Source organism: Aeromicrobium chenweiae (genome assembly GCF_003065605.1).
Classification (GTDB): Bacteria; Actinomycetota; Actinomycetes; order Propionibacteriales; family Nocardioidaceae; genus Aeromicrobium; species Aeromicrobium chenweiae.
This window is the reverse complement of sequence record NZ_CP026952.1, coordinates 1-15,770: the sequence shown is the minus strand read 5'-3', so window position 1 is coordinate 15,770 and position 15,770 is coordinate 1. Positions and strand designations below refer to the sequence as shown.

Below are 15,770 nucleotides of genomic sequence, written 5' to 3'. Positions count from 1 at the left end.
GGCCGTGTCAGCAGCGGTGATCGGGGTACGCCTGAGTTCCTGAACAGTCGAACCCCAGGAGTGATCCCCGGTGAAGAAGTTGACCCTGATTGCCGCTGCTGCGGCCGGCTACGTGCTCGGAACCCGCGCTGGACGCGAGCGTTACGAGCAGATCAAGACCCAGGCGACCAACGTCTGGAACAACCCGAAGGTCCAGGACGTGGTGGACGACGTGCAGACCCAGGCCAAGCACGCGGGTGCCGAGGCCGGCAGCAAGGTCGCCTCGAGCGCCGGCGACGTCGCGTCGAAGGTCTCCGACAAGGTGTCCGGCTCCAGCAGCCAGCCGCCCGTGGACGAGACCTCAGTGGCGCCGCTCGGGGGTAATCCGTCGTGAGCGACCAACGGACCCCCACCGAGCAGGCGTCCACCGGCCAGCTCCTCGTGCAGGCCACGGAGGACATCTCCCAGCTCATCCGCGACGAGATGCAGCTCGCCAAGCAGGACCTGGCCGCGAGCGGCAAACGCCTCGGCGTGGGGGCCGGGCTCTTCGGTGTCGCCGGGACGCTCGCCCTCTACGGACTCGGCACGCTGATCGCCACGATCATCCTGGCGATCAGCGAGGGCCTGGAGCCGTGGATCGCGGCGGCCATCGTGACCGTCGTGCTCTTCATCGCCGCGGCCATCGCCGGGCTGATCGGCAAGGGCCGGGTCAGCAAGGTGTCCGAGGCGCCCCAGGCGCGGGTGGAGAGCGTCAAGGCCGACATCTCCACCGCCACCCATGGCACCGACGGGAGCACCTCATGAGCTCGGAGCTGGAGAGCGAGATCGCCGAGACCCGTGAGCACCTCGGCGAGACCGTCGACGCGCTCGCGGCCAAGCTCGACGTCAAGACCCGGGCCAAGCAGGCAGACAAGACCCCGCTCGTGGCCGCGGCCGTGGCCGTCGGCGGCGCGGTCCTGGCCTACCTGGTCTGGCCCCGCAAGGCCTGATCCTCAGGATCCGCGCTTGATCCACTCATCGAGGTGCGGCGCCTCGGCACCGATGGTCGTGTCGTCGCCGTGCCCGGTGTGGACGACCGTGTCCTGCGGCAGGGGCAGCAGACGTTCGCGGATGGACTCGATGATGGTCGGGAAGTCCGAGTACGACCTGCCGGTCGCGCCCGGGCCGCCTTGGAACAAGGTGTCGCCCGTGAACACGACGCCCAGGTCGGGTGCGTAGAGGCACGTGCTGCCCGGGGAGTGACCCGGTGTCGGGATCGCCCGCAGCGTCGTGCCGGCCACCTCGAACGTCGCCCCGCTGTGGAGCTCCTGGTCCGGCGGGGTGTCGTGCTCGGCGTCCCACAGCATCCGGTCCGCCGGCGGGAACCAGACCTGGGCGCCGGTCGCCCGGCCCAGCTCCACCGCGGCGTTGATGTGGTCGTTGTGCCCGTGCGTCAGGACGATCGCCACGACCGTGCGGCCGTCGATCGCGTCGAGGATCGCCGTCGCGTCGTGCGGCGCGTCGATGACCAGCACCTCCGCGTCGTCCCCGACCAGCCACACGTTGTTGTCGACGTCCCAGCTGCCACCGTCGAGGGCGAACTGCCCCGACGTGACGACCTTCTGCACCTGCGCGGTCACAACGTCACGACCGATCGCAGGACGGTGCCCTCGTGCATCTTGTCGAAGGCTGCCTCGACGTCGTCGATGCCGATCGTCTCGGTGACGAACGCGTCGAGGTCGAGCCGACCCTGCTGGTACAGGTCCACCAGCATCGGGAAGTCACGCGACGGCAGGCAGTCGCCGTACCAGCTGGACTTCAGCGAGCCGCCGCGACCGAACACGTCGAGCAGCGGGAGCTCGAGCTGCATCTCGGGGGTCGGCACACCCACCAGCACGACGGTGCCGGCCAGGTCACGGCCGTAGAACGCCTGCTTCCAGGTCTCCGGACGACCGACCGCGTCGATCACCACGTCGGCGCCGTGACCGTCGGTCAACGCCTGGATCGCCTCGACGACGTCGCCGGCTCCGGCGTTGATGGTGTGCGTCGCGCCCATGCCCTTGGCCCACTCGAGCTTGCGGTCGTCCAGGTCGATCGCGATGATCTTCGCGGCGTTGGCCAGCCGGGCGCCCGCGATCGCGGCGCTGCCGACACCACCACAGCCGATGACCGCGACGGAGTCACCCCGCTGCACGTTGCCGGTGTTGATCGCCGCACCGAGACCGGCCATGACGCCACACCCCAACAGGCCGACGGCCGCGGGCGACGCGGTCGGGTCGACCTTGGTGCACTGGCCGGCGGCGACGAGCGTCTTGTCGGCGAACGCGCCGATGCCCAGCGCCGGCGACAGCTCCGTGCCGTCCTCGAGCGTCATCTTCTGCTTCGCGTTGTGCGTGTTGAAGCAGTACCAGGGACGCCCGCGCAGGCACGCCCGGCAGTTGCCGCACACCGCACGCCAGTTGAGCACCACGAAGTCACCGGGGGCGACGTCGGTGACGCCCTCGCCGACAGACTCCACCACGCCGGCGGCCTCGTGGCCCAGCAGGAACGGGAACTCGTCGTTGATGCCGCCCTCGCGGTAGTGCAGATCGGTGTGGCACACCCCGCAGGCCGAGATGTCGACGACGGCCTCGCCCGGCCCGGGATCGGGGATCACGATGTTCTCGACGGTGACAGGAGCACCCTTCGTGCGGGCGACAACTCCTCGAACGGTCTGCGGCATGCGTGCTCCTCTGTGGTGCGGTGGTCATGACGACGCTATCTGCCCGGTGGTCGACCCACCACCGCAGGCCTGCCCACTCACCGGGACCCACAAACGCCGCTCAGGGCCACGGAAGGCCCCCCGACCCCCATGTGTGCCCGGCGATCCACTGCCCCCTCAGGGCGGCACGTGGGGCGGCTGACGCGGTGAATCACACGGCTTCGTGCACGCCGTGATTCTGCCGGTTTTTGTGCTTTGACCTGCGGAAACACATCGATGTAATTATCCACAGGTGTGTACACACGTGTGCGTAACCCGTGGGGGTGTGGAGGTGCTCGATCGGACGCTGTGGACAACGTGGGCGGTCAGCTTGAGGAACGACAAAAGCTCCCTGCCCGGGGCCGGGTGGGGAGCCTTCGCTGTCCGTGGGGAGCCGAGGGGATCCCTTGTGGGGCAGGCCCCAGGGGCGGCTGCGCCGCGGAGGGGGCCTGCGTCGATGGGGCCCGACTCGAGTGCTCGCTTGGATTCACCAACGACGAAGGCTCCCCACCCAAACCCAGGGTGGGGAGCCTTCGTCGTTGGTGGAGCCGAGGGGACTCGAACCCCTAACCCCCTGCTTGCAAAGCAGGTGCGCTACCAATTGCGCCACGGCCCCCTGAGGGGATCAGACCCTGTCGGTGCCGGCCGACCACGTGTCGGCCGGGGCCTGCTTCTTCGTCCTGCCGAGGGCCCAGAAGACTCCAGCCACCGCGAGCCCGAGGGCTACGATCTTCTTCATTGGACCTCCTCGTTGAGTGGGCGTACGAGGACTTGAACCTCGGACCTCTTCCTTATCAGGGAAGCGCTCTAACCAAGCTGAGCTATACGCCCGCAACAGCGATGAACTCTACCCCACCGCTCTGCGCCGCCCCAACCGGGGGCTGCTGTTCCTACTTCTCCTCGGAGAACGTCACCTCGACGCCGCCCATGAGCTGCGCCGCGAGGTTGTACAAATGTGCTGCGATGGTGGCCAGGATCGTCATCAGGACGACGTTGAGCGCCGACAGCACGAGGGTCAGACCGACGAACCGACCGAAGCCGAAGTAGTCCTTGACGTCGAAGCTCGACGAGTCGTCGCTGAGCACCGTCGTGAGCGAGTCGTTGATCTGGTCCCACACGCCGACGAAGTTCAGGACGACCCAGAAGATCATCGCGGCCACGACGGCCACGATCATCAAAGCCACCGAGATCGCGAACGCCAGACGGGTCACCGACCACGGCTCGACATGGGTCAGCCGCAGGCTGGCTCGACGGCCGGTGCCGGTGGACGGCGCGGGGCTCACCTTCGGGCCACGGTCCCTCTTCGCCTTCGCCTCGGTACCGGCACCCGGCACGTCCTTGACGGCGGGGATCACCGCGGTCGTGGCCGGAGAGGGCTTGGTGGTCCGGGCGTAGTCGGCAGCGGTCAGCGTACGACCCGAGGGGCCGGCCGCCTTGGGCTGCGTCTTGGCGCCGTTGGGCGAGTCGGCGACCTTGCCGGTCACGGACTCGTCGCGGGTCGAGGTCGCCGGCGAGACGACCTCACGGGGACGACCCTTGTCGGTCTGCGAGCCGGGCGACGGCGCCGTCTTCTTGGCAGCAGGCTTCTTCGCCGGGCTCGCGGGGGACTTCTTGGCCGCAGGCCTGCCGTTGATCGCCGGCCTGCCGTTGGTGGCCGGCTTGGGGATCCGCGGGATGGCCTGTGTGGGGGCGGCGTCGCCCGCAGCCGACCCCGGGGCCGTCGAGCCGGGCACGGGGGGGCTGGTGCCTTCAGTTTCGTCCGTCACTGGTCCTGATCCTCGTCGGTCGACGTCGCCTCGGTCGCGGCCTCGTCATGGAGGGCCTCGTGGTTGCGCGCGATGGTCACTACCCGATCATCCCCCTTGAATTTCACGAAGCTCACACCCATCGTGCCACGACCAGTGGGGTTCACGCCGGAGACGAGGCTCCGCGTCACCTGTCCACTAGCCGTCACGGAGATCACGTCGTCCGTGTCGACCAGCACCAGGCCTCCCACCAGCTCGCCGCGGTTCTCGGTGATCTGCATGGCCTTGATACCCAGTCCACCACGTCCCTGCAAACGGTACTGGTCGATGGGCGTCTTCTTGGCGTACCCGCCGTCGGTCACCGTGAACACGAACAGGTCCTCGGCCTCGGGCACCTCGACCTGCTCGAGCGCATCGGCCGAGCGGCGGATGACCGACAGCGAGAGCAGCGAGTCGTCGTCGCGGAACTTCATGCCGGTGACACCGGACGTCGCCCGGCCCATCGGGCGCAGCTGCTCGTCGTCCGCGCGGAAGCGGATCGCCTGGGCCTTGCGCGAGATCAGCAGCAGGTCGTCGTCGGGGGTGACGAGCTCGGCACCGATCAGCTCATCGTCCTCGTCGCGGAAGTTGATCGCGATGACACCGGCCTGGCGGGGGCTGTTGTAGTCCTCGAGCCGGGTCTTCTTGACCAGGCCCTTCTTCGTGGCTAGGACCAGGTACGGCGCCTGCTCGTAGTCGCGGATCGCCAACACCTGGGCGATCTGCTCGTCCGGCTGGAACGACAGCAGACCGGCGACGTGTCCGCCCTTGGCGTCACGCCCGGCCTCGGGCAGCTGGTACGCCTTGGCGCGGTAGACCCGTCCGGCGGTCGTGAAGAACAGGATCCAGTGGTGGCTGGTGGTCGAGAACATGTGGTCGACCATGTCGTCGCCGCGCAGCGCCGCGCCACGGACGCCCTTGCCGCCCCGGTTCTGGACCCGGTAGAGATCGGTCTTGGTGCGCTTGGCGTAGCCACCGCGGGTGATCGTGACCACGACCTCCTCGTCGGGGATCAGGTCCTCCATCGAGAGGTCGCCGTCGGCCGGGACGATCGGGGAGCGGCGGTCGTCGCCGTACTTCTCGGCGATCTCGGCCAGCTCGTCGGAGACGATCTGACGCTGGCGCTCGGGCCGGGCCAGGATGTCCTGGTAGTCGGCGATCTCGAGCTCGAGCTTGGTCAGCTCGTCGACGATCTTCTGACGCTCCAGGGCGGCGAGGCGACGCAGCTGCATCTCGAGGATCGCGTTGGCCTGCAACTCATCGATGTCGAGCAGCGCGATCAGTCCGGTCCGCGCCTCGTCGACGGTGGGGCTGCGACGGATCAGCGCGATGACGTCGTCGAGGGCGTCCAGCGCCTTCGCCAGACCACGGTAGATGTGCGCGCGGGCCTCGGCGTCGTCCAACAGGTACTGGGTGCGCCGCTGGATGACCTCGATCTGGTGGGTGATCCAGTTGCTGATGAACCCGTCGAGCGTGAGCGTCCGGGGGACGTCGTCGACGATCGCCAGCATGTTCGCGCTGAAGTTGGACTGCAGCTCGGTGTGCTTGTAGAGGTTGTTCAGCACGACCCGGGCGACGGCGTCGCGCTTGAGCTTGACGACCAGCCGGCGGCCGACGCGCGAGGACGACTCGTCGTTGACGTCGGCGATGCCCTGGACCCGGCCGCTGATCGCGAGGTCGGCGATCTTCTCGGCCAGGTTGTCGGGGTTGACCTGGTACGGCAGCTCCTTGATGACCAGGCTGAGGCCGCCCTTGGCGTCCTCCTCGATGTCGACGATGCCGCGCATCGCGATCGAGCCGCGACCCGTGCGGTACATGTTGTCGATGCCCTGCGTGCCCACGATCAGGCCGTTGGTCGGGAAGTCGGGACCCTTGATGCGCTCCATGAGCGCCTCGAGGAGCTCCTCCTGCGACGCGTCGGGGTTGGCCAGCGACCACTGCGCACCCTCGGCGACCTCGCGGAGGTTGTGCGGCGGGATGTTGGTGGCCATGCCGACCGCGATGCCCGCCGAGCCGTTGACCAGGAGGTTGGGGAAGCGGGACGGCAGGACCGTCGGCTCCTGGGAGCGTCCGTCGTAGTTGGGGCGGAAGTCGACGGTGTTCTTGTCGATGTCGCGCACCATCTCCATCGCGATGGGGGCGAGCTTGCACTCGGTGTACCGCATCGCGGCCGCGCCGTCGTTGCCCGGCGAGCCGAAGTTGCCCTGCCCGGAGATCATCGGGGCGCGCATGACCCACGGCTGGGCCAGGCGGACCAGGGTGTCGTAGATCGCCGTGTCGCCGTGCGGGTGGTACTGACCCATCACGTCACCGACGATGCGGCTGCACTTGGAGAAGCCACGGTCGGGCCGGTAGCCGCCGTCGTACATCGCGTAGAGCACACGACGGTGCACGGGCTTGAGCCCGTCGCGGACGTCGGGCAGGGCTCGCGACACGATCACGCTCATGGCGTAGTCGATGTAGGAGCGCTGCATCTCGACCTGCAGCTCGACGTGCTCGATGCGGTCGTGCTCGGGGGGAGTGGTGTCAGTCATCTGGATGTCCTGTCAGGTCAGATGTCGAGGAAGCGGACGTCTTTGGCATTGCGCTGGATGAACGAGCGCCGCTGCTCGACGTCCTCGCCCATGAGGATCGTGAACATCTCGTCCGCGACCGCGCCGTCCTCGAGGGTGACCTGACGCAGCACGCGCTGCGCAGGATCCATCGTGGTCTCCCAGAGCTCGGAGTCGTTCATCTCGCCGAGGCCCTTGTAACGCTGGACCGGCGCCTCCTTGGGCAGGCGGCGTCCGGCCTCCTTGCCCGCGGCGAGCAGTCCGTCACGCTCGCTGTCGGAGTAGGCCAGCTCGTGCGGCGCGTTGGTCCACTTGATCTTGTACAGCGGCGGCATCGCGAGGTAGACGTGGCCGGCGTCGATCAAGGGCTTCATGAACCGGAACAGCAGGGTCAGCAGCAGGGTCGAGATGTGCTGGCCGTCGACGTCGGCGTCGGCCATCAGCACGATCTTGTGGTAGCGCAGCTTGGCGATGTCGAAGTCGTCGTGCACGCCGGTGCCGAGCGCCGAGATGATCGCCTGGACCTCGGCGTTCTGCAGGATCTTGTCGATGCGCGCCTTCTCGACGTTGAGGATCTTGCCGCGCAGCGGGAGGATCGCCTGGGCGTACGGATCGCGACCGCCCTTGGCCGAGCCGCCGGCGGAGTTGCCCTCCACGATGAAGATCTCGCACTCCTCGGGGTTGCGCGACTGGCAGTCGGCCAGCTTGCCCGGCAGACCACCACCGCCCATGAGGCCCTTGCGGTTGCGGGCGAGGTCGCGCGCCTTGCGCGCCGCCATGCGGGCGGTCGCGGCGTCGATCGACTTGCGGACGATCGTCTTGCCCTCCGCCGGGTTCTGCTCGAACCACGCGCCGAGCTCGTCGTTGAGGACCGACTGCACGAACGACTTGGCCTCGCTGTTGCCGAGCTTGGTCTTGGTCTGGCCCTCGAACTGGGGCTCCTCGAGCTTGATCGAGATGATCGCCGTCAGTCCCTCGCGGATGTCCTCGCCGGAGAGGTTGTCGCTGGCCTTCTTGATGAGGCCCTGCGCGGTGGCGAACTTGTTGACCGTCGTGGTCAGCGCCGAGCGGAAGCCCTCTTCGTGGGTGCCGCCCTCGTGCGTGTTGATCGTGTTGGCGAACGAGTGCACCGACTCGATGAAGCTGTCGTTCCACTGCATCGCGATCTCGAGCGAGAGGCCCTTGGACTCGTCCTCGGACTCGATCGAGATGACGTCCTTGTGGATGGGCGCCTTGCTGCCGACGTTGATGTAGTCGACGTAGTCGACCAGGCCCTTGTCGAAGCGGAAGCGGGCGTCGCGCGGACGGTCCTCGCCTCGCGGGCCCTCCATGTCCTCGGTGTCGGGCCGGTCGTCACGCAGGACGAGCTCGAGGCCCTTGTTGAGGAACGCCATCTCCCGGAAGCGCTTCTCCAGGGTCGTGTAGCTGTAGTTGACCGTCTCGAAGATCTCCGAGCTCGCGTAGAACGTCGTGGTGGTGCCGGTCTCGTCGGTCTCCTCGTGCCGCTCCAGCGGCCCGTCCGGCTCGCCGTACGTGAAGGACTGCGTCCACCGGTAGCCGTCGCGCTTGATCTCGACATAGAGCTTTGTCGACAAAGCGTTGACCACGGAGACGCCGACGCCGTGCAGTCCTCCGGAGACCTTGTAGCCGCCGCCGCCGAACTTGCCGCCCGCGTGCAAGGAGGTGAGCACCAGCGTCACCGCCGGGATCTTCTCTGTCGGGTGCTCGTCGACCGGGATGCCACGGCCGTCGTCCTCGACCCGGATGCCACCGTCGGCCTGCATCACGACCCGGATGTGGGAGGCGTACCCGGCCAGCGCCTCGTCGACCGAGTTGTCCACGACCTCGTAGACGAGGTGGTGGAGTCCGCGCTCTCCGGTGGACCCGATGTACATGCCGGGACGCTTGCGCACCGCCTCCAGGCCCTCGAGGACCTGGATGTTGCTGGCGTCGTACGAAGCGGCAGGTTCTGGAGTTTGGCTCACTCAATCAGTATACGGGGCATGTCGTACGTCTCACGGCTTGCCCACACTTGCGCGACCGCGCGTCGTGCCACTGGGGTGGCCCTGAGAGCCACAGAACGGCGGCTTTGACGAAGCAGCAGGGTCGGCACCAAGATCCTGTAAGGCGTAACGTCCCGGAAATCGTTCCTGGGCCACCCAGCCACGAACGGGTGCCCGACTTTTTCCGCCCGTCGGGCATCGTAGAGGAATGACCACCTTGTCGACAGGCCGTGACACCGCGCTGGCCGCGGCTGCCGCGACGCTCGCCGGTGCTGTCTCGCTGGCCGTCCTGGTCGTCGTCGCCCTGCACTCCAGCCGAGGTCAACGGTGGGACGCGTCGGCCATGAACACCGTGGTCGGCGGTCGCGACACCCAGCTCACGGTGCTGAGCGTCCTCGGCTACGTCTCGATCGGCGCGATCGTGATCGTCGTGGTGGGCTGCGCACTCGTGGCGCTGCTGCGGGGACGCGTGCAGCTCGCCCTGGCCGCGGCCGTCGTCATCGCGGGCGCGAACCTCACGACGCAGGTGCTCAAGCACGTGATCCTCGACCGCCCCGATCTCGGCAACGGCACCCTCAACAGCCTGCCCAGCGGGCACACGACCGTCGTGGCGAGCTCGGTCGGAGCGGCCCTGCTCGTGGCGCCTCGGGTGACCCGACCGTTCCTCGCCGCAGCGGGCGGTTTCGCGATCACCCTCACCGGCGCGTCGACGGTTGTCGCTGGCTGGCACCGCCCGTCCGACGTCCTCGCCGCGCTCGCCGTGAGCCTCGTGTGGACGGCGGGCGTCGCGTTCTTCGTGCACGGTCCCGCTCGCTCGGTCGCCGGGACGTTCATCGGAGCGCTGGCCGGCTGCGCCGGGGCACTGTTCTTCCTGGTCGCGGTGGGTGTTCGCCCGGTCCTGGGCTGGGACGGGTTCATCCAGGCGGGCCTGGTGCTCGGCGGGCTCGCCGCCGCGACCGGCCTCTTCGTCCTCGCCGCGTCCGCGGTCTCACCGGCCGAGTGACCCGGGACCGTCAGCCGTAGGTGTCGCGGGGACCGCGGGCACCGCGGATCGACCGGGGACCCTTCTTCCACGACGGCGCCTGGGGACCGCGCACCTCGATGCGCAGCACCGTGCCATCGCCCAGCTCGGCGTTCAGCTTCGCCACGATCCGGGGCGCCAGCAGCTTCAGCTGGGTCGCCCACGCGGTCGAGCTCGCCCGGACGTGCGCGATCTCGTCCTCGTAGCCCTCGATCTGCGCGTGCTGGGCGACCTCGGGTCCCACGATCCTGGCCCAGTCGGTGAAGATCCTCTGGTCGTCGAGCTTCTCCGCCCAGCCCTGGTTCTGCACGACCTGGCCGAGCAGGTCCGCGATGGTCGAGGGGTCCTCGTTCTTGCCGCGCGAGGGCTTGACCGGCCTGGAACGGCGGCGCGGACCGGGCGCACCGGGGACGCCCTTGCCCTGGTACGACCGGGCGATCTGGCGGGCGAGGTCCAGGGCGTCGTTGTCCTGCTCACTCACGGACGACCTCCCCTCCTGCCACACGGAACCGGTGGCCCTTGAGCGCCTCGGGCACGTCCTCGGCGACGGCCGCGGTGACGAGCACCTGCTCGGCATCGCCGACCAGCTCGGCCAGCTGCTGCCGGCGTCCCTGGTCCAGCTCGGCGAAGACGTCGTCGAGGATCAGCACGGGGTCGTCGTCATCGTCCCTCAACAGCTCGAACGACGCCAGCTTCAGTGCGAGCGCGTACGACCACGACTCGCCGTGGCTCGCGTAGCCCTTGGCCGGGAGCTCGCCGATTGTCAGGACGACCTCGTCGCGGTGCGGTCCGACCAGGCTGATGCCACGGTCGAGCTCGTCCCCTCGGCGACGGGCGATCTCCTCGAGCAGCCGCTGCTCGATGACCTGCTGGTCACGCAGGTCCGGGTCCAGGTCGAGCGACGGGCGGTAGGTCGCGGTGACGTCGCGCCGATCGGCCGCGGAACCGGCGGCGACCCGCCGGTACGCCTCGCTGAGGTGCGGAGCCAGCGCATCGAGCAGCAGCAGGCGCGCCGCCACCAGCTCGGCACCCGTCCGCGCGAGGTTCTCGTCCCAGATGTCGAGGGTCGCGATCTCGACGTTGCGACGCCCGCGCGCCGACTTCAGCAGGGTGTTGCGCTGCTTGAGCACCCGCTCGTAGTCGGCCTTCACCCCGCCGAGGCGCGGGGTCCGCAGCACCAGGAGCGAGTCCAGGAAACGGCGGCGGTCGGACGGATCACCCTTGACGAGCGCGAGGTCCTCGGGGGAGAACATCACGGTCCGCAGCACGCCGACCAGGTCGCGCGTGCGTGGGAGGGCGCCGCGGTTGATCCGGGCACGATTGGCCCGGCCGGGCGTGATCTCGAGCTCGAGCAGCGCGGTGCGGTCGCCCTTGACGACGTCCGCGCGCACGATCGCCTGCTCGGCACCGGCCCGGACGAGCGGCGTGTCGCCAGAGACCCGGTGCGAGTCCAGGCGCGAGAGGTAGTCGATCGCCTCGACGAGATTGGTCTTGCCCTGGCCGTTCGAGCCGATGAACGCGGTCGCCCCGGGCTCGAGCACGAGCTCGACGTCGGCGTACGACCGGAAGTCGTGCAGGGTCAGTCGGCTGACGTGCACGCCTAGACGGGATCCGAGGGATCGGCCGCAGCCGCGTCGATCCCCTGCTCCTCGGCCGCACGGACGGCGTGGCCGCCGAACTGCTGGCGCATCGCGGCGACCGCCTGCATCGCGGGCGACTCCTCCTGCCGCGAGGTGAACCGGGCGAACAGCGACGCCGCGATCGTGTGCATCGGCACCGCGTTGTCGATCGCCGCCTCGACGGTCCAGCGACCCTCGCCGGAGTCCTCGGCGTAGCCGCGGACCTTCGACAGACCCGGATCGTCCTGCAGCGCGTTGACCAGGAGGTCCAGCAGCCACGAGCGGACGACCGTGCCCTCGCGCCACGAGTCGAAGACGTCGGTGACGTTGTCGACGATGTCGACCTTCTCGAGCAGCTCGAAGCCCTCGGCGTACGCCTGCATCATCGCGTACTCGATGCCGTTGTGGACCATCTTGGAGAAGTGGCCGGCGCCCACGCGGCCGGCGTGGACGAACCCGGACTCACCCTCGGGCTTGAGGGCGTCGAACGCGGGCTGGACCTTGGCGATGTCCTCGGCGGTGCCGCCGGCCATCAGGGCGTAGCCGTTGTCGAGTCCCCAGACCCCGCCGCTGACGCCGCAGTCGACGTACCCGATGCCCTTCTCGGCCGCGAGCACCGAGTGCTTCTCGTCATCGGTCCAGCGCGAGTTGCCACCGTCGACGATGACGTCGCCCTCGCCGAGCAGCTCGATGAGCTCCTCGACCGTCGAGCGGGTGATGTCTCCGGCGGGCACCATGACCCACACGACCTTCGGGGACGGCAGCTGTTCCACCAGCTCGGACAGCGACCCGACGTCGCTGATGTCCGGGTTGTGGTCGTAACCGACGACGGTGACCCCACCGTTGCGCATGCGCGTACGCATGTTGCCGCCCATCTTGCCCAGTCCGACGAGTCCGATGTCCATGCCGTGCTCCCTTTGACCGTTGTGCGGTGACGTGATCGCGTTCAGCTCTGCAGTCTGACGGGCATGATCAGGTAGCGGAAGGCGACGTCCGGGTCGGCTCCGATCTCCTGGACTCCCGAGATCGCTGCAGGTTTCGTGTGCTGCGTGAAGGACAGGTGCACGACCGGGTCGGACATGACCGCGAGTCCCTCGAGCAGGTAGGTGGGGTTGAAGCCGATCGAGATGTCGGCACCGTTGATGGTCGCCTCGATCGATTCCGAGGCCTGGGCCTCGTCGCCGCTGCCCGCCTCGAGCAGCAGCTGGCCGTCCGAGAAGGTCAGACGGACGGGGGTGTTGCGCTCGGCGACCAGCGCGACGCGCTTGACCGAGTCGACGAACGCCTGCGTCTCGACGTAGGCGACCGTCTCCGCCGCGGCCTGGAACAGCTGGCGCACCCGGGGGAAGTCGCCCTCGAGCAGACGGGTCGTGGTGCGGCGGGTGCCGTTGCCGACGACACCTTCGAAGCCGATGAGGCCGTCGCCGGACTCTCCCGACGACACCGCGATCGTGACGTCGCCGCCACCGGTGAGCGAACGGGCCGTCTCGTTGAGCACGCGGGCCGGCACCAGGGCGTTGGCCGAGAGATCGCTCGCCTCGGGGTACCACTGCAGGTCGCGCAGGCTCGCGCGGAAGCGGTCGGTGGCCATGAGCGAGATCGTCGAGCCCTCGAGCTCGAGGCGGACGCCGGTCAGCAGCGGCAGCATCTCGTCGCGGCCGGCCGCGGCGCTCGCCTGGGCGACGGCTGTCGAGAAGTCCTCGGACTTGACCGTTCCGGTGGCCGTGGGCATCTCGGGAAGCTGGGGGTACTCCTCGACCGGCATGGTCTGCAGGCTGAAGCGGGCGCTGCCGCAGACGACCTGGACCTTGGTGCCCTCGAGCGAGATGTCGACCGGCTTGGCCGGCAGCGACTTCACGATCTCGGCGAGCAGGCGTCCCGAGACCAGGGCACGGCCGTCGGCGCTGACCTCGGCGGGGAGGGTCGCCCGGGTGGACGTCTCGTAGTCGAATCCGGAAAGGGTCAGACCGTCGGCGGCGGTCTCGACGAGCAGGCCGGCGAGAACCGGCACGCTGGGCCGGTTGGGCAGGCTGCGCGCTGTCCACGCGACAGCGTCGGCGAGGGTGTCGCGCTCGATGCGGAACTTCACGTGTTGGTGCCTTTCCGGGGACGGGAGCCGTCGTGATGAATCCTGCCACGGCAGGAGGGCGATGAGACATCCAGGGGAAGGCCCGGATCGGTCATCCACACACAGGGCTCGACGTGACTTCCGCTGGAGTTGTCGAAGTATAGAAGAGTAGTAGTCGTAGTAGCGTCTGTGGACTCGGTGGACAACCGCGATCCGTGCTGCGACGCCGGGACGAGCGCCGGTGGACAAGATGTGCGGCCAGCTCCGGTGAAACTACAAGAACCTGTGGACTCGGTTCGGGCGTTCACATCCTGTTCACATCGTGACGCGTGATGTCCACGTGACTCGTGGGGTTTCCCACAGGTCCGTCCCCAGGTGTGAATGGTCACGACTGGCGCGCCTGCTGCTTGATGCGGGCGGTCAGCTCGGTCACCTGGTTGTAGACCGCGTGCTTCTCGGCCATGAGCTTGCGGATCTTGCGATCGGCGTGCATGACGGTGGTGTGGTCGCGGTTGCCGAACTCCTGCCCGATCTTGGGCAGGGACATGTCGGTGAGCTCACGGCACAGGTACATCGCGATCTGGCGGGCGAGCACCAGGTTGCGGCTGCGATTGGTGCTGCACAGGTCGTCGATCGAGAACTCCGAGTACGCCGCGGTCTGCGCCATGATCATGCCGGCGGTGATGTCGGGCTCCTCGCCCTCGGCGATCAGGTCCTTCAGCACGATCTGCGCGAGCTGCAGGTCGACCGTCGTGCCGTTGAGGTTCGCGAACGCGGTGGCACGGATGAGCGCGCCCTCGAGCTCACGGATGTTGGTCTGCACCTTGCTCGCGATGAACTCGAGCACGTCGGCCGGAGCGGTGAGCTTCTCGTTCGCCGCCTTCTTGCGAAGGATCGCGATGCGGGTCTCGAGATCAGGCGGCTGGACGTCGGTCGTCAGGCCCCACTCGAACCGGTTGCGCAGCCGGTCCTCGAGCGTCGTGAGGTTCTTGGGCGGACGGTCCGAGGTCATCACGATCTGCTTGTTCTCGTTGTGCAGCGCGTTGAACGTGTGGAAGAACTCAGTCTGGGTGGACTCCTTGCCCTCCAGGAACTGGATGTCATCGACCAGCAGCACGTCGATCTCGCGGTACTTGCGCTTGAGCGCGGCGGTGCGGTTCTCGCGGATCGCGTTGATGACGTCGTTGGTGAACTCCTCGCTGTTCACGTACCGCACGCGCGAGGAGGGGTAGAGGTTGAGGACGTAGTGACCGATCGCGTGGAGCAGGTGGGTCTTGCCCAGGCCGGACTCGCCGTGGATGACCAGCGGGTTGTACGCCTTGCCCGGCGCCTCGGCCACTGCGACCGCCGCCGCGTGCGCGAACCGGTTGGACGAGCCGATGACGAAGTTCTCGAACAGGTAGCGGGGATTGAGGCGGGCCTCGGCGACCGTGCCGATGCGCGGCGGGCTGGTCTTGCGCTCGGCCCAGCTGGGGACGAACTCGTCGCTGTCGTCCTCCTCGTCCTCGTCCTGCTCGGCGTCCTGGCCGTAGGACGTCTCCTGTCCCCGGTAGGAGTCCCGGGCATAGGCACGAGGTCCCTTTGTCGACATGTCGTCTTGTTGATATAGCGCTTCAGACTGGTGGGTCTCGGCGAGGCTCGGCTCGATCGTGACGACCAGGCGGGTCTCCTGGTCCAGCGCCATGCTGATCGCGTGCTCCAGGGCGGGTCGGACCCGCGACTCGAGCTGGGCTCGGGTGAGGTCGTCCTGCACCGCCACGATGAGGATGTTGTTGTGGAGAGTGAGGGGCTTGGCCGAGTAGACCCAGACCTTCGCTCCCGGGGAGAGGGTGTCAACCGCCCGCTGCCAGATTTCCGCGAGATGCTGCTCTGCGCTGGCTTCCAGGCCGTCGCTCATCCAATGCCTCCCGACACGTCCACATGCTTTTCCACACGGTGTGAATGCACGGCCGAAGATCTCGGGGGCATCTGTGGAAAAAGTCGATACCGCCGTGACGCTAGCAGCCGTTGCCATGGCCGTACAAG

At 68.2% G+C, this 15,770-nt stretch carries 14 protein-coding genes and 2 tRNA genes; 4 read left to right on the top strand and 12 right to left on the bottom strand.

What is annotated here, in order from left to right:
• The first annotated feature begins 70 nt into the window (after positions 1-70).
• Genes C3E78_RS00080 through C3E78_RS00070 form a run of 3 tightly spaced genes read left to right on the top strand, consistent with a single transcriptional unit; the run spans position 71 to position 968 of the window.
• Complete coding sequence (locus C3E78_RS00080; RefSeq protein WP_108576404.1) at positions 71-373, top strand: YtxH domain-containing protein; 303 nt, start codon at positions 71-73, stop codon at positions 371-373.
• On the top strand, positions 370-783 hold the full coding sequence (locus C3E78_RS00075; RefSeq protein WP_108576403.1) for a phage holin family protein: 414 nt from the start codon (positions 370-372) through the stop codon (positions 781-783). Before C3E78_RS00080 ends, C3E78_RS00075 begins: the two co-directional genes overlap by 4 nt.
• Positions 780-968 (top strand): DUF3618 domain-containing protein, encoded by a 189-nt coding sequence (locus C3E78_RS00070; RefSeq protein WP_108576402.1) that lies wholly within the window; start codon positions 780-782, stop codon positions 966-968. Before C3E78_RS00075 ends, C3E78_RS00070 begins: the two co-directional genes overlap by 4 nt.
• Before the next feature lie 3 nt (positions 969-971).
• On the opposite strand, the gene C3E78_RS00065 is transcribed toward C3E78_RS00070, so the two are convergent.
• The 7 genes from C3E78_RS00065 to gyrB form a co-directional block, all read right to left on the bottom strand.
• Positions 972-1,598 carry an MBL fold metallo-hydrolase gene (locus tag C3E78_RS00065; RefSeq protein ID WP_108576401.1) on the bottom strand — a complete coding sequence of 209 codons (627 nt, stop codon included), beginning with the start codon at positions 1,596-1,598 and terminating at the stop codon, positions 972-974.
• Complete coding sequence (locus tag C3E78_RS00060) at positions 1,595-2,680, bottom strand: S-(hydroxymethyl)mycothiol dehydrogenase (protein ID WP_108576400.1); 1,086 nt, start codon at positions 2,678-2,680, stop codon at positions 1,595-1,597. The genes C3E78_RS00065 and C3E78_RS00060 overlap by 4 nt, the downstream gene beginning before the upstream one ends.
• Positions 2,681-3,238: 558 nt before the next feature.
• Positions 3,239-3,314: transfer RNA gene (locus tag C3E78_RS00055), tRNA-Ala, on the bottom strand.
• A 140-nt stretch (positions 3,315-3,454) separates the two neighbouring features.
• A tRNA-Ile gene (locus tag C3E78_RS00050) sits at positions 3,455-3,529 on the bottom strand.
• 59 nt (positions 3,530-3,588) lie between these two features.
• On the bottom strand, positions 3,589-4,464 hold the full coding sequence (locus C3E78_RS18530; RefSeq protein WP_235833802.1) for a DUF3566 domain-containing protein: 876 nt from the start codon (positions 4,462-4,464) through the stop codon (positions 3,589-3,591).
• Entirely contained in the window at positions 4,461-7,016 is a 2,556-nt protein-coding gene (gene gyrA / locus C3E78_RS00040) for a DNA gyrase subunit A (RefSeq protein ID WP_108576399.1), read from the bottom strand. Before gyrA ends, C3E78_RS18530 begins: the two co-directional genes overlap by 4 nt.
• 17 nt (positions 7,017-7,033) lie before the next feature.
• Positions 7,034-9,019, bottom strand: coding sequence for a DNA topoisomerase (ATP-hydrolyzing) subunit B (gene gyrB / locus C3E78_RS00035; protein WP_108576398.1), 1,986 nt, complete (start codon positions 9,017-9,019; stop codon positions 7,034-7,036).
• A gap of 226 nt (positions 9,020-9,245) precedes the next feature.
• Here gyrB and C3E78_RS00030 point away from each other — a divergent pair, with 226 nt between their 5' ends.
• Positions 9,246-10,040: a phosphatase PAP2 family protein gene (locus C3E78_RS00030; RefSeq protein WP_108576397.1), complete on the top strand. Its 795-nt coding sequence runs from the start codon at positions 9,246-9,248 to the stop codon at positions 10,038-10,040.
• A gap of 10 nt (positions 10,041-10,050) precedes the next feature.
• Here the strand turns inward: C3E78_RS00030 and C3E78_RS00025 are convergent, their stop codons facing one another.
• The 5 genes from C3E78_RS00025 to dnaA all read right to left on the bottom strand — a co-directional run bounded on the left by C3E78_RS00025 (position 10,051) and on the right by dnaA (position 15,642).
• Positions 10,051-10,539 (bottom strand): DciA family protein, encoded by a 489-nt coding sequence (locus tag C3E78_RS00025; RefSeq protein ID WP_235833801.1) that lies wholly within the window; start codon positions 10,537-10,539, stop codon positions 10,051-10,053.
• Positions 10,532-11,656 (bottom strand): DNA replication/repair protein RecF, encoded by a 1,125-nt coding sequence (gene recF / locus C3E78_RS00020; RefSeq protein WP_108576395.1) that lies wholly within the window; start codon positions 11,654-11,656, stop codon positions 10,532-10,534. Before recF ends, C3E78_RS00025 begins: the two co-directional genes overlap by 8 nt.
• Before the next feature lie 2 nt (positions 11,657-11,658).
• Entirely contained in the window at positions 11,659-12,618 is a 960-nt protein-coding gene (gene gnd, locus C3E78_RS00015; protein WP_268916176.1) for a phosphogluconate dehydrogenase (NAD(+)-dependent, decarboxylating), read from the bottom strand.
• 5 nt (positions 12,619-12,623) lie between these two features.
• Positions 12,624-13,766: a DNA polymerase III subunit beta gene (gene dnaN / locus C3E78_RS00010; RefSeq protein ID WP_108576393.1), complete on the bottom strand. Its 1,143-nt coding sequence runs from the start codon at positions 13,764-13,766 to the stop codon at positions 12,624-12,626.
• Between the two features lie 364 nt (positions 13,767-14,130).
• Positions 14,131-15,642 (bottom strand): chromosomal replication initiator protein DnaA, encoded by a 1,512-nt coding sequence (gene dnaA / locus C3E78_RS00005; protein ID WP_108576392.1) that lies wholly within the window; start codon positions 15,640-15,642, stop codon positions 14,131-14,133.
• Positions 15,643-15,770: the final 128 nt, after the last annotated feature.

What these genes read in the sequence shown, in the direction of transcription:
- C3E78_RS00060 (WP_108576400.1), bottom strand. Translation starts at nt 2,680, where the DNA reads ATGCCGCAGACCGTTCGAGGAGTTGTCGCCCGCACGAAGGGTGCTCCT.
- C3E78_RS00070 (WP_108576402.1), top strand. Translation starts at nt 780, where the DNA reads ATGAGCTCGGAGCTGGAGAGCGAGATCGCCGAGACCCGTGAGCACCTC.
- gyrA (WP_108576399.1), bottom strand. Translation starts at nt 7,016, where the DNA reads ATGACTGACACCACTCCCCCCGAGCACGACCGCATCGAGCACGTCGAG.
- C3E78_RS00030 (WP_108576397.1), top strand. Translation starts at nt 9,246, where the DNA reads ATGACCACCTTGTCGACAGGCCGTGACACCGCGCTGGCCGCGGCTGCC.
- dnaA (WP_108576392.1), bottom strand. Translation starts at nt 15,642, where the DNA reads ATGAGCGACGGCCTGGAAGCCAGCGCAGAGCAGCATCTCGCGGAAATC.